The 19,061-nt window shown below is 70.6% G+C and carries 15 protein-coding genes, 1 tRNA gene and 1 pseudogene; 5 read left to right on the plus strand and 12 right to left on the minus strand.

Annotation, left to right across the window (positions count from 1 at the left end; genetic code table 11):
* Positions 1 to 89 precede the first annotated feature (89 nt).
* The 3 genes from K4L06_RS19195 to K4L06_RS19205 all read left to right on the plus strand — a co-directional run bounded on the left by K4L06_RS19195 (position 90) and on the right by K4L06_RS19205 (position 2,284).
* Entirely contained in the window at positions 90 to 1,001 is a 912-nt protein-coding gene (locus K4L06_RS19195) for a type 1 glutamine amidotransferase domain-containing protein (protein ID WP_221672916.1), read from the plus strand.
* A 71-nt stretch (positions 1,002 to 1,072) separates the two neighbouring features.
* Complete coding sequence (locus K4L06_RS19200) at positions 1,073 to 1,513, plus strand: nuclear transport factor 2 family protein (protein ID WP_221672917.1); 441 nt, start codon at positions 1,073 to 1,075, stop codon at positions 1,511 to 1,513.
* Between the two features lie 222 nt (positions 1,514 to 1,735).
* Positions 1,736 to 2,284: a DUF805 domain-containing protein gene (locus K4L06_RS19205; RefSeq protein ID WP_221672918.1), complete on the plus strand. Its 549-nt coding sequence runs from the start codon at positions 1,736 to 1,738 to the stop codon at positions 2,282 to 2,284.
* Positions 2,285 to 2,356: 72 nt separating this feature from the next.
* On the opposite strand, the gene K4L06_RS19210 is transcribed toward K4L06_RS19205, so the two are convergent.
* Both K4L06_RS19210 and K4L06_RS19215 read right to left on the minus strand, forming a co-directional pair.
* Positions 2,357 to 2,443: transfer RNA gene (locus tag K4L06_RS19210), tRNA-Leu, on the minus strand.
* Between the two features lie 104 nt (positions 2,444 to 2,547).
* Positions 2,548 to 3,165, minus strand: coding sequence for a hypothetical protein (locus K4L06_RS19215; RefSeq protein ID WP_221672919.1), 618 nt, complete (start codon positions 3,163 to 3,165; stop codon positions 2,548 to 2,550).
* A 191-nt stretch (positions 3,166 to 3,356) separates the two neighbouring features.
* Between K4L06_RS19215 and K4L06_RS19220 the strand changes: the two genes are divergently transcribed.
* Positions 3,357 to 4,160: an NRDE family protein gene (locus K4L06_RS19220; protein ID WP_221672920.1), complete on the plus strand. Its 804-nt coding sequence runs from the start codon at positions 3,357 to 3,359 to the stop codon at positions 4,158 to 4,160.
* A 387-nt stretch (positions 4,161 to 4,547) separates the two neighbouring features.
* Here the strand turns inward: K4L06_RS19220 and K4L06_RS19225 are convergent.
* The 8 genes and pseudogenes from K4L06_RS19225 to K4L06_RS19260 form a co-directional block, all read right to left on the minus strand.
* Positions 4,548 to 4,886 (minus strand): annotated as a pseudogene (locus tag K4L06_RS19225) (hypothetical protein); the annotation flags it as partial.
* Positions 4,887 to 4,979: 93 nt separating this feature from the next.
* Entirely contained in the window at positions 4,980 to 5,183 is a 204-nt protein-coding gene (locus K4L06_RS19230) for a PspC domain-containing protein (protein ID WP_221672921.1), read from the minus strand.
* Positions 5,184 to 5,230: 47 nt separating this feature from the next.
* Entirely contained in the window at positions 5,231 to 5,686 is a 456-nt protein-coding gene (locus K4L06_RS19235) for a DUF5329 domain-containing protein (protein WP_255595280.1), read from the minus strand.
* Between the two features lie 37 nt (positions 5,687 to 5,723).
* Positions 5,724 to 6,455: an SGNH/GDSL hydrolase family protein gene (locus K4L06_RS19240; RefSeq protein ID WP_221672922.1), complete on the minus strand. Its 732-nt coding sequence runs from the start codon at positions 6,453 to 6,455 to the stop codon at positions 5,724 to 5,726.
* A 119-nt stretch (positions 6,456 to 6,574) separates the two neighbouring features.
* Positions 6,575 to 7,645 (minus strand): class III poly(R)-hydroxyalkanoic acid synthase subunit PhaC, encoded by a 1,071-nt coding sequence (locus tag K4L06_RS19245; RefSeq protein ID WP_221672923.1) that lies wholly within the window; start codon positions 7,643 to 7,645, stop codon positions 6,575 to 6,577.
* A gap of 1 nt (position 7,646) precedes the next feature.
* Positions 7,647 to 8,882 (minus strand): class III poly(R)-hydroxyalkanoic acid synthase subunit PhaE, encoded by a 1,236-nt coding sequence (gene phaE / locus K4L06_RS19250; RefSeq protein WP_221672924.1) that lies wholly within the window; start codon positions 8,880 to 8,882, stop codon positions 7,647 to 7,649.
* A gap of 449 nt (positions 8,883 to 9,331) precedes the next feature.
* A complete protein-coding gene (locus K4L06_RS19255) occupies positions 9,332 to 9,946 on the minus strand; it encodes a CDP-alcohol phosphatidyltransferase family protein (RefSeq protein ID WP_221672925.1) in 615 nt (204 codons plus the stop codon).
* Between the two features lie 126 nt (positions 9,947 to 10,072).
* Positions 10,073 to 12,022: a D-(-)-3-hydroxybutyrate oligomer hydrolase gene (locus tag K4L06_RS19260; RefSeq protein ID WP_221672926.1), complete on the minus strand. Its 1,950-nt coding sequence runs from the start codon at positions 12,020 to 12,022 to the stop codon at positions 10,073 to 10,075.
* A 101-nt stretch (positions 12,023 to 12,123) separates the two neighbouring features.
* On the opposite strand from K4L06_RS19260, the gene K4L06_RS19265 reads away from it, so the two are divergent.
* Positions 12,124 to 12,789 carry a response regulator transcription factor gene (locus tag K4L06_RS19265; protein ID WP_221672927.1) on the plus strand — a complete coding sequence of 222 codons (666 nt, stop codon included), beginning with the start codon at positions 12,124 to 12,126 and terminating at the stop codon, positions 12,787 to 12,789.
* Positions 12,790 to 13,034: 245 nt separating this feature from the next.
* Here the strand turns inward: K4L06_RS19265 and K4L06_RS19270 are convergent, their stop codons facing one another.
* Positions 13,035 to 16,370 (minus strand): PAS-domain containing protein, encoded by a 3,336-nt coding sequence (locus K4L06_RS19270; protein ID WP_221672928.1) that lies wholly within the window; start codon positions 16,368 to 16,370, stop codon positions 13,035 to 13,037.
* A gap of 396 nt (positions 16,371 to 16,766) precedes the next feature.
* Positions 16,767 to 19,007 carry a TonB-dependent receptor gene (locus K4L06_RS19275; protein ID WP_343225787.1) on the minus strand — a complete coding sequence of 747 codons (2,241 nt, stop codon included), beginning with the start codon at positions 19,005 to 19,007 and terminating at the stop codon, positions 16,767 to 16,769.
* Positions 19,008 to 19,061: the final 54 nt, after the last annotated feature.

A 19,061-nucleotide genomic window follows, 5' to 3' on the forward strand; every position in this document is an offset into this window, starting at 1 on the left:
GCCATTCCAGCACTCCTGGAAGATACGGCAACAGCTTGATTTAAAAGGGAACGCATAGGTTACGGACTCCTTCCGACGAGCCCGTGCCCATGCCCCTATCCCGCTTCCTCCGATCGATCCCGCTGCTGGTCCTGTCGGCCTGCCTGGGCTGCGTTCCCGACGCCCACGCGGCCCCGGGCATCGTCGGTCCGGTCGTCGTCGACGCGCTGAGCGACACCTCCGCCCAACGCGCCGGCACGCTGCCCACGGCCGCGCACGCCGATCTCCGCCAGCCCGCCCGAGGCGGCCAGGGGCGGATCCTGTTCGTCGTCGCCAGCAGCAAGGTCCACGGCAGCTCGACCCTGCCGGCCAGCATCAGCTTCGGCGAAGTCGTGCATGCCTGGGACACGTTCCAAGCCGCGGGCTACGCGGTCGACTTCGTCTCCCCCGACGGCGGCGACGTGCCGATCCTCGACCGCTACGTCGGCAAGGACATGGAGCCGCGCCTGAAGGACGAGCGGATCATGAGCGGGCTGCGCAACACCGCCCGCCCGGCCCAGATCGACCCGACCCGCTACCGCGCGGTCTACTACGTCGGCGGCAGCAACGCCATCTACGGCGTGCCGGAGCACCCCGTGCTGCAACGGATCGCCGTGCAGGTCTACGAGCGCAACGGCGGCGTCGTCTCGGCCGTCTGCCACGGCACCGCCGGCCTGGTGAACCTCAAGCTCGCCGACGGCCAGTACCTGCTGGCGGGCAAGCGCGTCACCGGCTATCCCGAAGAGCACGAGCGGCAGGGCGAGGCCTACTTCAAGCAGTTCCCCTTCCTGATGCGCAAAACCGTCGAATCCCGCGGCGGCCTGTTCCATGCCCTGGACGGCGACAAGCCCTACATCGAAGTCGACGGCAGGCTGGTGACCGGCCAGAACTACGCCTCCGCCACCCAAGTCGCGCAAGCCGTGGTCGAGATCCTGCGCCGCCAAGCCGCCCGACCGCCGGTCCGCGGCGCCAAGAAAGCCTGAACCCCGCAACCCCCTTCTCTCTCCGGCCGACGCCGGCCCTCAGCTACGTCCCAACAACCGCAGGAACCACCATGAAACTATCGATCCGATCCGCCGTTCTCGCCTCCGCCCTGCTCCTCCCCGCCTCCGCCCTCGCGCAAAGCAGCGACCGCGCCGCGGTCGACCGCGCCATGCAAAGAATGATGCAGGCCTTCGAAGCCGGCGACTCCAACATCGCCTTCGAAGTGCTGCGCCGGGACGGCGCGGTACTCGGCTACTCCGCCTCCAGAGGCCAGGTGGTCGTGCGCACCACGGAAGAATGGGCCAAGGGCTTCCCCGGCAAACCCGCCGACGACGAAGATCAGCGCCACCGCAGCTACGAAATCCTCGACGTCACCGAAAACTCGGCGGTGGTCAAAGTGAAGCTGGACTATCCGGCGTGGGACGGGGTGGACTATCTCGCACTGTCGAAGATCGACGGCAAGTGGATGATCGTCAGCAAGTCTTGGAGTGGGAGGGCTAAGGCGAAGTAAGCCCCGCGTAGCCCCATATCGGAGGCATGGGCGCCGGCTCGATGGAACATAGTCGGCGCCCTTGCCCGGCCGCCTGCCCAGGTTGAAACGGAATCCGTCTTGCGGCCCTACCGCCCGCAGTCGGACTGGTGTCGTCCCCATGTCGGGTTCCTGTCGTCACGCAGGGCCGGCCTGCGGCAGGATGATGAAGGGAACCCGAGCCGCCGGTGCCGAGGAGCATCCATGCACGTCAACAGCGCCCGCCTTCGAGAGCTGCGCATCGCCCGCCAATGGTCGCAGGAGCAATTGGCTCAGCTGAGCGGCTTGAACCTGCGCACCATCCAGCGCCTCGAATCGGGCGCGAAGATCTCGACGGAGTCCTTGCGCGCGCTGGCCGCCGTCTTCGAGGTGCCGGCCGAAAGCCTGCTGGTGGGCGACCCGACGCCCAGCCAGCCGGCCCTCAGGGCGATGCGCGAGGGCGTGCTGCGCGGCCTGGAATTCACCGGCCTCACCGCGCGCGCGGATTTCTGGTGGTTCGCGCTCGCCGTGGCCATGCTGCTGGCCTTCGCCCAACTGCTCGCCGAGGCCGTGGGCCCGCTGCCGATGCAAATCGCCTCGTTGGTCGTGCTGTTGCCGTGGATCGCGGCATGCACCCGGCGCCTGCGCGACGCCGGCTTCAACCCTTGGTGGCAGTTGATCAGCTTGGCGCCGGTCGGCGGCATCCTGGTGCTGCTGTATCTGCTCACCTACCCGAGCAAGACAGAGTCGCCGGTCGAGGGGACGGCGGGCTGAGTGCGACGTCATTGCGGGGCGGACGAACCAGCACAAAAAAGCCCGCGATCGCTCGCGGGCTTTTGATTTCCTTGGTGCCGGAGGTGGGACTCGAACCCACACGCTTTTAAGGGCGGCGGATTTTGAGTCCGCTGCGTCTACCGATTCCGCCACTCCGGCAGCGGGCTGCGCAGTATAGCGGGGCTTGCGCGCGGAGTCTGCCCCCTACGGCGCGGCCTCGAGCACCGGGGTCTGCAGCGGACCGGCCGGCCGGAAGCGGCGGCTCAGTGCGGCTCGGCCGCGACCGCGTAGGCCGGCTCGTCGAAGGCCTCGGATGCGTCCCCGGCGCGGACGGTCCGGGTGCGGGCCGACCCGGCCCCGAGCTTGCGCAGTCCGTTCTCGGCCGGCGGCGACGGCCGCTGGGGCCGCAGCGGGGCCGCTTCGGGCGGAGGGGTCACGGTGCAGTGGATGGCGGCGGCAGTGAGCATGGGATCAAGACCGATGATGGGAGCCTGGGACGGGCGGATCGACGGATCGGGATCTGCGGATCGGACGGGCGGATCGAAGCTGCGGGGCTGAGCGGGCGGCTGCGGGCGACGGCAGCCCAGGCAGCGGCGGGCGCGCCCGCGTTGCAGGGACGACGGCCGCGACAATAGGCCGCCGCACGGACATTGCGGCTCCAGGCCGCGCTCCCAGCGCCACACGCGCCAGAGCGAGTGCAGCGCCATCGCCGCGCCGACCGCCAACGCCGCCGCTTGCAGGCCGCGCGCGATCGGCGCGAACGCGGCGGCCTCGGGCGCGGCCGCGGCCTGCAGCAGGAGCGCGCCGCTGGCGACGCCGCCGGCGGCGACCACCACGGGCGGTGCGAACAACTGCAGCAACATCCTGGCACCACGATTCATGAATGCGTCTCCCCGTCTGCGCCGGCTAGCAGAACGTGGGACGGTCTCAACTGCTGAGACGATGGCCAGAATAGTGCCAGGCACGATGTGCTGCCTCTGCCATTCGTCGTGTGAAACGCGCGACCGATGCCGCTTGCGCCCGCGCCGACGCTGTGAGCAATCTGGCGCAAGCGCGAGGCTAGAATGGCCGGATGTGCCTGATTGCCCTCGCCTGGGACCACCACCCGCGTTATCGCCTGGCCCTGATCGCCAACCGCGACGAAGCCCATGCCCGTCCCAGCGCCGCCGCCGGACCCGATCCGGAGGCGCCCGAGGTTTACGGCGGCCGCGACCTGCTCCAAGGCGGCAGTTGGCTGCAGGTCTCCGCGCGCGGACGCTTCGCCGCGGTCACCAACGTCCGCGCCGGGCGCAATCCCGAAGCGCGACCGCGCTCGCGCGGCGCCCTGGTCAGCGAGTTCGTGCGCGGCGAGGCCGATGCCGAGTCCTATCTCGCCGCGCTGGCGCCGCAGGCGGCCGATTACGGCCGCTTCAATCTGCTGCTATGGGACGGCACGCAGCTGCGCTTCGCCAGCAATCACCCCGAGTTCCAGACCGCGCCGGTCGCGCCGGGGGTGCACGCCATGTCCAACGGCGCCTTCGATGCGCCCTGGCCGAAGAGCGGCCATGCCACCCGCGCCTTGTCGGCCTGGTTGGCCTCGCCCGCCTCGCAGGCCCGCGCCGCCGACAGCGCCGGCGTCGCCGAACTGCTGGCCGCGCTGGCCGACACCGCGCCGGCGCCCGACGCGGCCCTGCCCGACACCGGCGTCGGCCTGGAACTGGAACGGATGCTGTCGCCGCCGTTCGTGCTCGGCGAGGGCTACGGCACCCGCTGCAGCACCGTGGTGCTGGTCGAAGACGAAGCGGTGGTGTTCGTCGAACGCCGTTTCGGGCCCAACGGCGTGGTGGCCGGCGACAGCGCGGTGCGCTTGCCGTTCAGCGCCGATCGCCCCGCGTAAGAATCCGCGCGCGAGTTGCGCGCTGGAGTCGAAGCGGGCGCACGCTGGAGCCGAAGCGGGCGCGAACGCGCCGCGCCGGCGCCGCGCGCAAGACACAACTCGAATCGGATCGAGGCACGGAATCGAAGTCTGCAAATGAGAAGGCCCAGGCCTCGAGATTTCCTCGGGTGTCCGGGCCTTCCGTTGTCGGAGCGATTGCATCGGACTCGCGTCCGTTGGTTGTTCTCCGACGCATGCAGAGTACGTCCGGTAGCGTTACCGGCCGATCAAATTTTCGTGATCGCGCCGGCGCTCGCGCTCGCATGGCGCCTGTTCATTCGCATCGCCCGAATAAATGCGCGCTACCGTCGCCGACCCGGCGCTCTGCTCGGCCGGCAGCCGCGACCACGGCCACCAGCCCCGCCCGGTCTGGGCGTAACGGTCGGCGGCGCGCTCGAAGCGGTTGCGCACGCTGATCCCGCCGCAGAGCAGGTACAAGGGCAGGAACAGCGGCCCCAGCACCATGTATTGATAGACGTGGGCGCGTTCGTGGTCGGACAGGCGGATCGGCGCCTCGATGCAGTGGCCGGCATCGTGGGCGTAGGTGAAGCACGGCGAATCCAGGTCGGCGCCGGTGTGCAGAATCACGTTGCCGAGTGTGATCGCCCCGCCCGGCCCCCACGGCCAATGATGAAACACCAGCGCCAGGTCTTCGCCGCGCCAACGCGCGCGCGCGCCGAACGGCATCGCGGCCAGGCCGGCGAGCAAGCCGAGCACGGTCACCGGCGAGGTCCACACCGCGCCGAGCGCGCCGCCGGCGATTCGCAGCCAGGCGCTCAGTCAGCACCCCTCTTCGGGCATGACCAGCCACAGGATCAGATACAGCAGCACCATCGGCAGACCAAAGCTGGCCAGCGCGAGCACCACGAACGCGGCCCGCACCAGCACCGGATTCCAGCGCAGGCGCCGGGCGATGCCGCCGGCGACGCCGGCGATCATGCGGTCGTGCCGCGAGCGGCACAGCGGTCGCGCGGAACTGCTCATCCGGCCCAGGTCTCCGAGTACTGGCGGTCCGGAATCAGTCTAGCGCGTCACCGCGACGGCGGTGTCGAGGCGCCGGCCTTGCGTAGCTGAACGAGCTGGGCCTGCAGCCAGGCCGCCGATCCGATCGGCGCCGCCTGGCCGCAGCGCATCCGGTAAGGCTGGCCGCTGAGGCTGCTGCGGGTGGCCGCGCGTTCGATGAACAGCTCCGGAGTATCGGCCAGACCGCGCTTGCGCAGATAGGCCAGCTTCTTGCGCAGGTGCGCCTGGGCCTGGCCGGCGTCGTGCCAGCTGCCGTTGCGCTCGAACTGACAGCCGGAACGGCCTAGCGTCTGGATCAGCTGCTCGATTTCGCGTTCGGCCTGGGCGCTGGGCGCGGCCTGGACGCCGAAGCCGGCCAACAGGCCGGCCAGCAGCCAGCCGGCGCGGCGCAGGCGGCGGGGTGCCGCGGTGCGGCGCTGCATCGGATCGTCCATCGAAACTCGCAAGTCCCTGCCGTCGTTCATGGCGCAGTCGTTCATGGCGGAGCCGTTAATGACGCGATTAAAGCGCACCCAGCCAGGCCCCGACCACGTGCTTCCAGATCGCGTAGCCGTCGCCGTTCATGTGCAGCCGGTCCTGCAGGAACAGGGTCTCGCGCGGCGCGCCTTCGCCGTCGAGCATCGGCGTGTACACGTCCAGGTAATCGACGCCGTCCGCGCGCTCGGCGTAATCGCGGACTAACGCGTTGGCCGCACGCACCTGCGGCAGCAAGGCCGCGCGCGAGGGGCTGGGCTTGATCGAGACGAAACCGATCCGCGCCTGCGGCTCGGCCTGGCGTACGCGCTGGGCGAAGGCGGCGAAGTCGTCGCGCACCTGCTGCGGCGAGCGGCCTTCCGACAGATCGTTGTCGCCGGCGTAGAACACCACCGCGCGCGGCCGGTACGGCAGCACGATGCGCTCGGCATAGCGCAACGAATCGTAGACGCGCGAGCCGCCGAAGCCGCGGTTGATGCTGGCGACGCCGGGGAAATCCTGGTCCAGGCTGGTCCAGTAGCGGATCGACGAACTGCCGACGAACACCACCCCGCCCGGCCGGCGCCGGACCCGCGCATCCTCGGCTTCGAAAGCGCGGATGTCGGCTTCCCATTTATCCGGATCGCGCGGCGCGGCGCCTTCGGCGGCGAGCGCCGCCGGCGCGGATGGCGTTGCGGCCGCGGCCTCGGCGGAACGCGTCGGCGCGCCGACGCAGGCGCTCAGCGCAAGGACGAAACAGACGAGCAGGCAGCGGCGCATGCGGCGTTCCGGTCGGAAGGGAGCGACAGACTAACCCGGAAACGCCGCGGCGCGGCCGCCGCAACTGCAGCGGCGCGCAGTGTCCGCGCCGCCGCGTGGACCGCGGCGGCGGATCGCGCTCAACGCGAGCGCTGAGCCAACCAGTCGTGGATCGCGCCCGGCACCTCGCGCTGGGCGCGGCCGGACACGTAGATGCCGATGTGGCCGCCCTTGAACGACAGCTCGCTGTAGTCCTCGCTGCCGACCAGGCCCTTGAGCGCCTTCGACGCCGCCGGCGGCACCAGGTGGTCCTGCTCGGCGTAGATGTTCAGCACCGGCATGTCGACATAGCCGAGGTCGACCGCACGGCCGCCGATGTCGATCCCGCCCTCGACGAAGCCGTTGCCCTGGTAGAACTGCTTGATGAACTGGCGGAAGGCTTCGCCGGCCTGGTCGGGCGAGTCGAAGATCCACTTCTCCATGCGCAGGAAGTCTTCCAGCGCGCGCTTGTCGTCGAGGATGTCGATCAGGCCGACGTACTTCTGCACGAACAAGCGCCAGGGTTTAAGGGTCAGGTAGCACCAGTTCATGACGTCGGCCGGCACGTTGCCGAGGGTGTCGACGAATTGGTCGATGTCCAGGCCGCGGGTCCAGTTCGACAGCATGTTGTCGTCGGTGTGGAAATCCACCGGCGTCACCATGGTGATCAGATTGCGCACCTTGCGCGGATTCAAGGCCGCGTAGCACAGCGAGAACGCCCCGCCCTGGCAGATGCCGAGCAGATTGATCGCGTCCTGGCGGTACTCGCAGCGCAGGTGGTCGACGGCGCCGCCGAGGAAGCGCTGGATATAGTCTTCCAGCTCCAGATAGCGATCGGAGCGGTCCGGATAGCCCCAGTCGAGGATGTACACGTCCTCGCCGCGCTCGAGCAGGCCGCGCACGATCGATTTGTCGGCCTGCAGGTCGACCATGTACGGGCGGTTGACCAAGGCGTAAGCGATCAGCAGCGGCACCTTGGCGGTCGGCGCTTTGTCGCCGCGGAAGCGGTACAGCACCACCTTGCCGTCGCGCCAGACTTCCTCGCGCTCGGTCGCGCCGTAGTCGATGTTCTCGACCTGGCGCAGCGATTCCAGCCCGGCGCGCAGCTTCTGCTGCGCCTGCATCGCTTCCTGGGCCAGGGATTCGGCGCTGAAATTGATCGGTGCGGTCATCTCAGCGCGCTCCCTTCTTGGCCGGCTTGGCGGCGGACGACTTGCTCACCGCGGCGGACTTGCCGACGGCGGCGGGGCGCGCCGGCGGTTGCGGGCGGGCGATCGCGGTCTTGCGCGGCGGCTTGACGGCCGGCTTCGCCGCGCTGACGCTCGGCGCGGCGGCGACCGCTTGCGCCGCGCGCGGCTTGGCCGCCTTGGGCTTGCTTGCGGCGGGCTTGCTTGCGGCAGGCTTGCTCGACGCCGGTTTGGCGGCGGCGGGCTTGCTTGCAGCGGCCGGCTTGCGCGGCGGCTCGGCCGGCGCGCCGGCCGGAGCCGAGCGCGACTGCAATTCGTCGCGAAGCCGGCGCAGCTCGCGTTCGAGCTGGACGATCTTGCGGTGCGCGGCGTCGATCTCGGTGCGGGTCGGCATGCCCAGACTGCTGCTGGTCTGCTCGATCTCCTTCTGCACGCCGGCGCGCAGGCGCATCTGCGAATTGACCAGGTCGGCGTAGGCGCCGCGGAAACGCGGCGACAGCGCGATCTCGGCATAGGCCTCTTCGGCCGCGTCGATCCACAGGTCGAACAGGGCGCGCGCGGTACCGATCTGCCGGCCCGGCTCGCTGCGTTCGGCCAGCTTGTTTTCGAAGCGCGCGAACGCGTCCTGCGCGGCCTCGGCCATCAGCGCGTTATAGGCCTGGCTGCGCTGCTGATAATCCAGATAGGCCTGGCCCAGGTGTTGCACGCGTTCCTGGTGTTCGCGCGAGAAACCCAGCGCCGGCACGCCGAGCCAGGCGCGGCCTTCGCTGTGCAGGTTCTGCAGATACGGCGCGATCTGCTCGACCCAGCGCGAGAAATCCTGCTGGCCGGGGCCGCGCATCGCGCCGAACACATCGGCGAAGGGATTGCCGCCCTGCCCGCCCATCGCCTGCTTCCAGGCGCCGGCGATGTCCGCCGCGGAAGCGTCGCGGCCGGCGAACTGCGCGGCCAGTTTCTGGATTTCGCCGAACCAGGCGCGCGCCTGGCTGTTGAAGCGGTCCAGGGTATCGTCGGCCTGCGGGCTGCTGCCCTTGGCCAGCTGCGACCACCATTGCACGGCCTCGTTCCATCCCGGCATCGAGGGTTGCGCCGGCTGCGGCGCGGCGCCGCGCATCATCTCGCCCCATGCGCCCCAGTATTGTCGCGCCAGTTGCTCGAATCCATCGGAACCGACGGCGCCGAAGCCGCCGGGATTGTTCGAGCCGAAACCGAAATTCGCCATCGCCGCCTCCAGGATTTGTCCCGATCATAGCAACCGCGTGTTGCCGGGCGGTGGTTGTGTCGGATAGCACGCGAGGAAGGTGAACCCGGAAACTGCGCGGGTGAAGGCGCGGCCGACCGTTGCTGCTGCCTTCGGAAAGGGACGACACGGACGCGAGGGATTTGCTTTGGCTGTCGCGCGCAGGAGCAAAAGCGAAAGCAAATCCCCCCTGCCCCCCTTTTTCAAAGGGGGAACGGCAGGAGGCCGCAGAGAGATGGAGGTTGTGCCAGCGACGCTCGTGCCGCTTTCCCTTTGGAGCCGTTGCCCCCTTTGGAAAAGGGGGCGGCGGCCGCGCAGCGGACGCGGGGGATTTGCTTTTGCTTTTGCAGTCGCACGCTGGAGCAAGAGCGCCGCCCCTTTCGAAGGGAACGGCGCGAAAGAACGCCGAGTGCGAACGTTGTCGCCGCAGCTCAGGGCTTGGGAATGCGCAGCGTCTTGCTGATCATCAGCGAGCCCGACAGCGCGAACATCAGCACCAGCGGGTGGAACAGCCAGGGGCCGACGCGGATGCCGCCGAACCACAGGTCCGGGCCGATCGCGCCCTGCCAGGCGGCGACCGCCAGCACGATCACCAGGATCAGGCTGGTCGGAATCGGCGTGCCCTCGAAGTACTTGACCTTGCCTTCGTCGCCGGCCAGGGCCTCGGCGGTGACGTTGTAGCGCGCCAGGCGGCTGACGCCGCAGCCGACGAAGTAGCTCAGCACCACCCAGTCCCAGCCGCCCTGCAGGCCGCAGGCGTAGGCCAGCGCCGCCGGCGCGACGCCGAAGGAGATCACGTCGGCCAGCGAATCGAGCTCGCGCCCGAGCGTGGACGAGGACTTGCGCCAGCGCGCGACCTTGCCGTCCAGGGCGTCGAAAACGAACGCCAGCGGAATCAGGGCCATGCCGATCATCAGATCGCGCACGCCACCTTCCTGCAGGAAGCGCATCGCAGCGAAGATCGCGCCGGTGCCGCAGAAGGCGTTGGCGAGGGTGAACCAGTCCGCGAGGTGGAATTCGCGAAGCATCGAGAAATGACGCGCCATGCGGTGCTGCTCCGTGACGGACGGCCGCGGCCGTCCCGAGGGGGCGTCCAGCCTGCCAAAGCCGGAGCGCCGGCCGCAAGAGGCCAAGGTCGCATCCGCCGCCCCGCGGGCGGCGGACGAGCGCGATCAGCGCGGAATCGCCAACTGCGACGCCTGCAGGGCCTGCCCCGCCTCGCGCAGGCCGGTGTCGACGGTGGCGTCGGCCGGCAACGGCGCGCCGTCGGCCAGATGCGCCTCGACCCGGTCCAAGGCCGCGTACACGTAGGGCAGCAACGGCTGATAGCGGGTCGCCAGCGCCGGCAAGCCGAGGAAGGCGTCGAAATGCTGGACGTTGCGCACCTGCCAGTAAGCGACCTGCGCGCCGGCGCGGCGCGCCATCGCCACATAGGGCTCGCTGCTGAACGCCGGTGGAATCAGGCCGTCGTCGAGACCGTGCACGACCACGATCGGCAGCCCCTTGCGCGGCGCCGAAGCGCGGGTCGCGGCAATGCCCTCGCGCACCCGCCGGTGGGCGGCGGCGAGCCCGGGCGCGGGGTTGGCGTCGGCGCTCTTGCCGGTCCACAGCGCGCGCAGTCCGGCCAGCGGCGCCAGCGCCTGCGCGGGGTCGCCGCCGGACGGCGCGAACAACTGCACGCCGGCGCCGGGCGGAATGCCGCTGGCGTCGGACCACCACGCGGCGCGCTCGTTGGCGCCGGCCGCGCGCGCCAGCGGCGGCTTGGCCGCCGCATCGGCAGCGGCGTAAGCGAACGGCAGCCAGGGCTGGTCGTACTTGGATCCGCCGGCGCCCGGCTTGGCCGCCGGCGCATAGCGCCCGTAAGCCGAGGCATAAGTCGCCGCGACCGCGCGCCACAGGTCGAAGCTGACCGACAGCGCGCCGGCGCGCAGCGCGGCATCGCTCCAGCCGTTGTCGCGCAACTGCCGGTAAGCGGCCTCGGCGCGCGCCTCGTTGGACGCCTCGGCCGCGCCGTCGCCGAGCAAGCCGTGCGCTGCGGCATAGGCGCAATAAGCCTCCGCCGTGGCCCCGGCCGGCGCCGCCGGCATCGCCGCCAACGGCTTGTGCTGCAGCGCGCACGGCATCAGCAGCGCGGCTTCGGTGGTGTAGTCGTACAGGGCGCGCGCGCCGTCGACATGGACGTTGGGTTCGCCAGCCACCACCGCATCGAGCCAGGGCTCGTCGTCGAGCTCGGCCGCGCGCAGCACCGCGCCGCCGCCGTTGGAAATGCCGACCGCGATGACCCGGGTATTGGCCCAGGTGAACGGCGCCTGCTGCGGATAGGCGCGATCCAGCGCGCTCAAGCCGAACTGCGCGGCCTGGCGCACGTGCCGGCCCCAATCGGCTTCCGGGTTGTCGCCCGAGTGCGCGTGCTTGAACGCGACGCCGCCCGCCGCGGCGCGCTCGGCCGCGCTCGGCAGGAAGGCCAGATCGCCGTCCTCGGGTTTGCCGACGCTGCCGTCGGCGCGCACGCCCAGGCCGGCGTCGAGATCGAAATAGTCGGTGCCCGCGCCCTTGTCGGTGTAGGCGACCGCGCAGCCCTTGGGCAGGCCCCAGGCGCCGGCGACCGCGATCGCGCCGTAGATCCCGCGCGAGCCCGACGAGGCCGCCACCAGCAGGCAGCGCTTGCCGGCATCGAAGGCGTCCGGCACCTGCACCAGCACGCGATGCGGCTGGTGCGCGCCGGGCAGGCGGGCATAGGCGCTGTACTCGCGTCCCTCGACCCGCTGCACGCTGCCGTAGACCTCGCCGTAGCCGCCGCCGACGGCGAGGTCGGCGATGCCGCGCCAGTTCGCCCACAGCGCGCGCCGGCGCAGCTCCGCCGCGGTCGGATGGGCCGGATCGGCGAATGCCGGCGGCGCCGCCGCACGCAGGCCGTCCAGGCCGAGTCCGGCGCTGAGCAGATCGTCGTGCTCGCCGCGGTGCTCGGTCTGGCGTTGGGCGCTGAACATCGGCGAGGCGTCCTTGGTGGGCTGGGCCGCCTTCGCGCGCGGCGCGGCGACGGCGGTCGGCGCCGCAGCAGCGGCGCCGATCAGGGCGAACGCGGCGCAGGCCGCGGCAACACGGGAATGGAAGGCGTTCATCGGCGCAGGCTAGCAAGCCGTGCGCGCCGGCCCATCGTACTTTGGTACAGCCCGGCCGTCCGCGCGCGGCAGCCTCGGCGCGGCCTGCTAGGCTAACGGCGATGCCGACCCTGCTGATCGCCGACGACCATCCGCTGTTCCGCGCCGCGCTGCGCCAGGCCGCCGCCGATGCGGTGCCCGACACCTTGGTGCGCGAAGCCGGCACGCTCGACGACGCGCTGGCCGCGCTCGAAGCCGAGCCCGGCATCGACCTGGTCCTGCTCGACCTGCACATGCCCGGCAATCACGGCCTGGCCGGACTGGCGGCGATCCGCGCCCAATACCCCGGCACCGCGGTGGCGGTGGTGTCGGCCAACGACGATCCGCGGGTGGTGCGGCGCGCGCTCGATCACGGCGCCGCCGGCTACCTGCCCAAGAGCGCCGGCCTGGACGAACTGCGCGATGCGATCCGCGCCGTGCTGGCCTGCGAGCAATGGCTGCCGGCGCCGCTGCGCGCGGCGGTCGCGCGCACCCACAGCGAGCGCGGCGACGCCGACCTGGCCTCGCGCCTGGCCAGCCTGTCGCCGCAACAGTTCCGGGTCCTGACCCTGGTCGCGCAAGGCCTGCTCAACAAGCAGATCGCCGATCGCCTGGACGTGCAGGAACGCACGGTCAAGGCGCATCTGTCGGCGATCTTCGACCGCCTCGGCGTGCGCAACCGGACCCAGGCCGGGGTGGTGCTGCGCGAGCTGGAATTGTCCGATCCGGCGCGCCGGATCGAGGACTGAGCGCGCAGTCACACGCAGGTCTCTCGCTCGTTCGCGCCCGCTCACCCTGCCTCACCGGCGGCCGCTGCGTTTGTCCACACAGCCTGTGGACAAACCTGCGGACAGAAAGGTGGAGAGCATGCCGAATCCTTTGTGGCATAAGCATTGCAATAGGGTTGGCGAGAAAATGACCAGCGAAAATCCTTGACATCGCTCACGCGATCTCACCTTCGCGTTTTCTTCACCCGCCGCCTTGCGCCGCGCATTCAGGCGCCGACCCCGCCGGCCGCCAGCAGACGATCCAGAACCGACTTCAGCGCCAGCGGCTTGACCGGCTTGGCGAGCAGGGCGACGCCGGCCTCGTGCACCGCTTGCCGCACCGCAGCACCGGTATCGGCGCTGAGCAACAGGCAAGGCCGCGCGCCGAACTCGGCGCTCAGACGCCGCGCCAGGGCCAGGCCGGTGTCGTCGTGGTCGAGGTGGAAGTCGAACAGCCACAACGCCGCCGGCCGCTCGCGCAAGGCCTGACGCGCGCCCGCGTCGCCGCTGGCGGTGCTCACCTCGCAGCCCCAGCGACGCAACACCTCGTCCAGCGCCGCCAGCGCCTGCGGATCGTTGTCCACCGCCAGCACGCGCAGGCCGGCGACGCTGCGCTGCGCGCCGGCCGGCAGCGCGGTCTGCGGCGTCGGCGCATGCGGCACGCGCACCGCGAACGCGGTGCCGCGCCCGGGCGTACTGCGCAGGCTCAACGGCGCGTGCAGCAATTCGGCGATGCGGTCGGCGATAGACAGGCCCAGGCCCAGGCCCTGCCCCGGCGCGTCCTCGCCGCGGCGGAACTCTTCGAAGATCGCCGCGCGCTGCGCCTCGGGGATGCCCGGCCCGCTGTCCAGCACCTCCACTGCCAACGCGCCGCCGCGCCGGCGCACGCCGAGCAGCACGCCGCCGCGTTCGGTGTAGCGCACCGCGTTGGCGAGGAAATTCTGCAGCACCCGGCGCAGCAGTTGCGGGTCGCTGCGGGTCCAGGCGCGGCTGGCGACATAGCGGAAACGCAGCCCGCGCGCCGCCGCGATCGCGCCGAATTCCGAGGCCAACGGCTCGAGCACCTCGGCGAGCGGGAACTCGCGCGGCTGCGGCACCAACCCGCCGGCCTGCAGGCGCGACATGTCGAGCAGGCCGGTCAGCAGGTCGCCGGTGGAATCCAGCGCGCCGCCGATCTGGGCCACGGTCTCGCGCTGCGCCGGCGCGGTCAGCTGCTGGGCCAGCGCGTCGGTGAACAACTGCGCGGCGTGCAAGGGTTGCATCAAGTCGTGGCCGACCGCGGCCAGGAAGCGGCTCTTGGCTTCGTTGGCGCGCTCGGCCTCGCGCTTGGCCACTTCCAGGTCGGCGGTGCGCTCGGCCACGCGCTGCTCCAGGGTCTCGTTGGCCTGGATCAGCCCGGCTTCGGCGCGGCGGAAGGCGGTGACGTCGGTGAAGGTGGCGACGAAGCCGCCGCCGGGCATCGGGTTGCCGCGGATTTCGACGATGCTGCCGTCGGCCAGCACGCGCTCGGACAGATGCGGGGTGCCGGCGCGCATGAAGGCCAGGCGCCGCTGCAGCGCGCGCTCCAGGTCGCCCTGCATCGGCAGGCGCTGCATCGCCCAGCGCGCCAGGTCGGCGATCGGCCGGCCGACCTGCAGCAGTTCGGGCGGATAAGCGAAGAACTCGGCATAGCGACGGTTCCACGCCACCAGGCGCAGTTGCGCGTCGACCACGCTGATGCCCTGGCTCATGTTCTGCAGCGCGGCCTCGAGCACGCGCTGGTTGAAGCGCAGGTCGGCCGAGGCTTCGCCGACGATCGCCGCGACCGTGTCCAGGTCGCGCCCGGTCTCGCGCCGCGCCGCATCCAGCAGCACTCGCGCCGAAGCCGAGCCCAGCACCGCGGCCAGCTCGCGCTCCAGCGCGGCCTCGACCTCGGCCGCGACCGGCGCGCCGGTCGGCACCGCATCGAGCAACTGGGCGACGCGCTCGCGCGGCAGGAAGCGCAGCCCGGCCGCGCGCAGGGTCTGCACATCGAGGCCGCGGCGCGCGCTGTGCGGCGTCTCGCGCCGCCATACCGCGGCCAGCACGGTCGCCAGCGTGCCCAGGAACAGGCTGGCGCCGACCGCGCGGCCGAGCCGGCTCCAGCCGGTCAGGCCGAACAAACGTTCCGGCGCCAGCCACGACCAGCCTAGCGGGCCTTCGTGCAACCAGGCCGGCGCGAAGCCGCGCGCGTCGTACAGCATCGGCAGCAGCAAGGCCCAGGCCCAGGCGGCGAAGCCGACCGCGATGCCGATCACCGCCGCGCGCGCCGGCGTCTGCGGCCGCCAGACCGCGAAGGCCAGCGCCGGCGCCAGGGTCGCCAGGGCCGAGAACGACACCGCGCCGACGTCGGCCAGGGCCTCGCTGCCGGCGATCAGGCGGCTATAGCCCCAGGCCAGCAGCATGATCGCGACGATGCCGCCGCGACGCAGCGCCAGCACCCGGCCGCGCAAGTCGCTGTCGCGCGCCCAGGCGCCGCGCAGCAGCCCGGGCGCGAACCAGTGGTTGCCGATCATCAGGCTCAGGGTCAGGGTGCTGACCACGACCATGCCGGTGGCGGCGCTGAGCCCGCCCAGGAAAGCGAACAACGCCAGCAACTCGTGCCCTTGCGACAAGGGCAAGGCCAGCACGTACAGGTCCGAGGGCACCTGGCTGCCGAGCATGGCCTGCCCCACCGTCGCCAACGGCAACACAGGCAGCGCGATCAGCAACAGGTACAGCGGAAACTGCCAGCGCGCGGTGCGCACGTCGCGTTCGTCGCGGCATTCGACCACGCCGACGTGGAACTGGTGCGGCAGGATGAACATCGCCAGGCCGCCGAGCAGCACCAGCGGCGCGAAGCCGCCGGTCTCGCCGGCCGGCGGCGCCGGCGCGGCGCCGGCGACGGCCGCGCCGGCGTCCAGCCCGAACCAGACCAGGGCGCCGATCGCCAGCATCGCGGCGAGCTTGAACACCGACTCGAAGGCCATCGCCAGGACCAGGCCGCGGTTGTGCTCGGCGGCGCTGGCGCGGCGGGTGCCGAACAGCATCGCGAACAAGGCCATCGCCAGGGCCACGTACAAGGCGCTGTCGCGCCAGGCCGGCGAAGCCGCGCCGTCGGTGGCGCGGGTGGTCAGCATCGCGAAGCTCATCGCCACCGCCTTCAGCTGCAGGGCGATGTAGGGAATCAGGCCGAGCGCGGCGATCAGGGTCACGGTCGCGGCGAGCCAGGCGTCCTTGCCGAGCCGGGTGGCGATCAGGTCGGCCAGCGAGGTCGCGTTGGTTTCGCGCGCCAGCTTGACCAGCCGCACCATGAAGCCGACCGCGAAGGCGTAGAACAGGATCGAACCGAGGAAGGTCGGCGGCAGCGGCCAGCCGTAGCGCGCGGCCTGGGTGACGGTGCCGTAGAAGGTCCACGAGGTGCAGTGCACCGCCAGCGACAAAGCGTAGATGTGGCGCCAGTGCCGGGCCAACGCGGCCGGCCGGCGCTCGGCGAACAGCGCGGTGCCGAACATCAGCGCCAGCCAGGCCAGGCTGGCCAGGGCGACGACGGTGAGGCTCAGCATGGGCAGCGGGTGCGCGGCATCGGCGCAGGATAGCGCCGCGGAGGCGGGGGCGTCTTCGGGGCGGGCAAGAGCAAGAGCAAATCCCCCCTGCCCCCCTTTTTCAAAGGGGGAACGGCAACGGCAACGACGCAAGCAACGGCAACAGCAAGGGCACGACCGCGGTCGAGGCTGCGCCGGCGGCGGCCCACAGCAACGCTACTTCATGATCGCAGCACGCCCTCCCAGACCGGTTCCCCCCTTTGAAAAAGGGGGGCCAGGGGGGATTTGCCTTTGCTTTGCTTCGCCGTCGCTCCGGCTTTGCGTCGCCCACCACCCGCTCGCCGCAAAAAAACAAGCCCCCGCGCGAACGCGGAGGCTTGCCTCTCCGGAGCCCGCGCGGCCTCCTGCCGCGCGCGATCAGAAGTCGTACTTGACCGAGAAGGTGTACTGGCGCGGCGGCCCGTAGAAGCCGGTGTACACGCCCAGCGCCGAATTCAGGCTGTAACCGGTGGTGCGGTACTCCTTGTCGGTCAGGTTGCTGCCCTGCAGCGACAGCCTCCACGGCCCGCGGCTCTTCCAGGTCACGCCGGCGTTGACCAGGCCATAGCCGTCCTGGGTGATCGGCAGCGCGCCGGTGCGGACGATCTCGGTGGTCGCCACCACCTCGCTCTGGTAGCTGTAGCCCACCCGCGCCGACAGATTGCTGCCGTCGGACAGGTCGGTGCGGTACTCGACGTTGACCGCACCGGAGAAATCGGGCGCGTTGGTGAATTCCTGCTCGTCGGCGATGTTGATCCCGGCGTACATGAACTCGTCGTACTTCGCGTCCAGCCAGGCCAGGTTGCCCGAGACCAGCCAGTGCTCGTTCGGCAGCCATTGGTACTCGACTTCGAAGCCCTGCACCGTGCCCTTGCCGGCGTTGGTGAAGTCGCCGAAGAACGCGTCGTTGGTGCCGTCGCCGTTGCTGTCGTAGGCGGTGAACACCGACAGCTGGATGTCCTTGTACTTGTTGTGGAAGTAAGCCAGGTTCAGGAACAGGCGCTGGTCGAAGAAGGCCATCTTGCTACCGACCTCGTAGCTGTCGACGACCTCGTCGTCGAACGGCTCGGCCGAGCGCGGCACCGCCGCGGCCTGGGCGCGGATGTTGTAGCCGCCCGACTTGAAGCCGCGGGTGGCCAGGCCGTACAGCAGGATGTCCGGGGTGATCTGGTAATCCAGCGAGACCTTGGGCGAGGTGTTCTTGAAATTGATCTTGCGGTCGAAGTTGGCCGCGACCACCCCGCTGGGGATGGTGAAGTTCGGATCGCGATAGCCCTGGTTGAGCACCTTGGCGCGCTTGTCCTCGTCGGTGTAGCGCACGCCGACGTCGAGCTTGAGCCGGTCGGTCAGGTCGAAGGTCCAGTCGGCGTATGCGGCGATGCTCTCGGTAAAGACCGTACCCTGGGTGTCGCCGAAGCTGAGGTTGAAGAAGTTGTTCAGCACCTGGCCGCCGGCCTCGCCGTCGAAGCCGTAGATGCCCATCACTCCGCGCGCGCGGCCGCCGCCGTCGTAGTTGGCCTGCAACTCGTGGCTGACCTGCTGGTCGCGGTAGAACGCCTTCACGTCGGCGATCTTGTTCTGCAGGGTGTCGAAGTCGATGTTGGTCTCGGTATCGGACTCGCGCTTGGCCAGCACGTACTTGAAGGTCCAATCCTCGTTGGCGCGCCAGTTGACCGTCGCCGACGCGCCCTTGATGGTGGTGTCGTTGACGTTGGGCATACCGTTGCGCACGTCGTAACGGTCGTCCAGCGGCAGGGTGCCGCGGGCGAAGCGGTTCGGCGCCAGCATCTTCGCGCCGCGCACGCCGGACTGGTCGTCCATCCAGTCGAACGCGAACTGGATGTCCAGCGCGTCGCTGACATAGGCGCCGAGGCTGCCGCGCAGGGCCAGCACTTCCTTGTCGCTGACGTCCTGGCCGGTGACCACGTTCTTGCCGAAGCCGTCGCGGTTGAGGCTGGCGACCGAGATCCGCCCGCGCAGCGCGTCGTCGCCGCCGATCGGGCCGCCGATCGCGGCCTTGACGTCGAGCTGGCCGTAGTTGCCGACCGTGACCGAGGCGAAGCCGTCGAGCGAGGTCGGCAGGCCGCGCGAGATGTACTTGATCGCGCCGCCGATGGTGTTCTTGCCGTACAGCGTGCCCTGCGGGCCGCGCAATACTTCGATCCGTTCGATGTCGAACACGTCCAGCAGCGCGCCCTGCGGGCGGGCGATGTAGACGTCGTCCATGTAGATGCCGACGCCTGGGTCGACGCCCCACAGCGGATCGGACTGGCCGACGCCGCGGATGTAAGCGGTGATGGTGCTGCTGGAGCCGCGCGCGGCGTAGATGGTCAGGTTCGGCACCTGCGCGTCGAGGTCGGACAGGTCCTCGACGTTGAGCCGGTCCAGCGCCTCGGGGGTGAAGGCGGTGATCGCGACCGGCACCTCCTGCAGGGTTTCCTCGCGCTTGCGCGCGGTCACGGTCAGCCCGCCGAGGGTCTTGGCCTCGGCCTGCGCGGCCGGCGCCGCGTCCTGCGCCCAGGCCGCGGGCGCCAGCAGCGCGCCGGCGATCGCCAGGCTCAGGTAGTTGCGCGCGGTCCTGCCCACGGTGGCGCCGCGCGGTTGCTTGCCTTGCTTCACGTCTGTCTCCTCCCCAGAAACCGGTCGGCGGTCGGACCGTCGCCACCGCCGCCG

The sequence above is a fragment of the Lysobacter sp. BMK333-48F3 genome (genome assembly GCF_019733395.1).
In the GTDB taxonomy this organism is placed as follows: domain Bacteria; phylum Pseudomonadota; class Gammaproteobacteria; order Xanthomonadales; family Xanthomonadaceae; genus Lysobacter.

Coding starts and splice junctions, on each gene's coding strand:
- K4L06_RS19240 (WP_221672922.1), bottom strand. CDS start 6,455: ATGCGCCGCTGCCTGCTCGTCTGTTTCGTCCTTGCGCTGAGCGCCTGC.
- phaE (WP_221672924.1), bottom strand. CDS start 8,882: ATGGCGAATTTCGGTTTCGGCTCGAACAATCCCGGCGGCTTCGGCGCC.
- K4L06_RS19195 (WP_221672916.1), top strand. CDS start 90: ATGCCCCTATCCCGCTTCCTCCGATCGATCCCGCTGCTGGTCCTGTCG.
- K4L06_RS19235 (WP_255595280.1), bottom strand. CDS start 5,686: ATGAACGACGGCAGGGACTTGCGAGTTTCGATGGACGATCCGATGCAG.
- K4L06_RS19215 (WP_221672919.1), bottom strand. CDS start 3,165: ATGAATCGTGGTGCCAGGATGTTGCTGCAGTTGTTCGCACCGCCCGTG.
- K4L06_RS19260 (WP_221672926.1), bottom strand. CDS start 12,022: ATGAACGCCTTCCATTCCCGTGTTGCCGCGGCCTGCGCCGCGTTCGCC.
- K4L06_RS19245 (WP_221672923.1), bottom strand. CDS start 7,645: ATGACCGCACCGATCAATTTCAGCGCCGAATCCCTGGCCCAGGAAGCG.
- K4L06_RS19230 (WP_221672921.1), bottom strand. CDS start 5,183: ATGAGCAGTTCCGCGCGACCGCTGTGCCGCTCGCGGCACGACCGCATG.
- K4L06_RS19270 (WP_221672928.1), bottom strand. CDS start 16,370: ATGCTGAGCCTCACCGTCGTCGCCCTGGCCAGCCTGGCCTGGCTGGCG.
- K4L06_RS19265 (WP_221672927.1), top strand. CDS start 12,124: ATGCCGACCCTGCTGATCGCCGACGACCATCCGCTGTTCCGCGCCGCG.
- K4L06_RS19220 (WP_221672920.1), top strand. CDS start 3,357: ATGTGCCTGATTGCCCTCGCCTGGGACCACCACCCGCGTTATCGCCTG.
- K4L06_RS19205 (WP_221672918.1), top strand. CDS start 1,736: ATGCACGTCAACAGCGCCCGCCTTCGAGAGCTGCGCATCGCCCGCCAA.
- K4L06_RS19200 (WP_221672917.1), top strand. CDS start 1,073: ATGAAACTATCGATCCGATCCGCCGTTCTCGCCTCCGCCCTGCTCCTC.
- K4L06_RS19255 (WP_221672925.1), bottom strand. CDS start 9,946: ATGGCGCGTCATTTCTCGATGCTTCGCGAATTCCACCTCGCGGACTGG.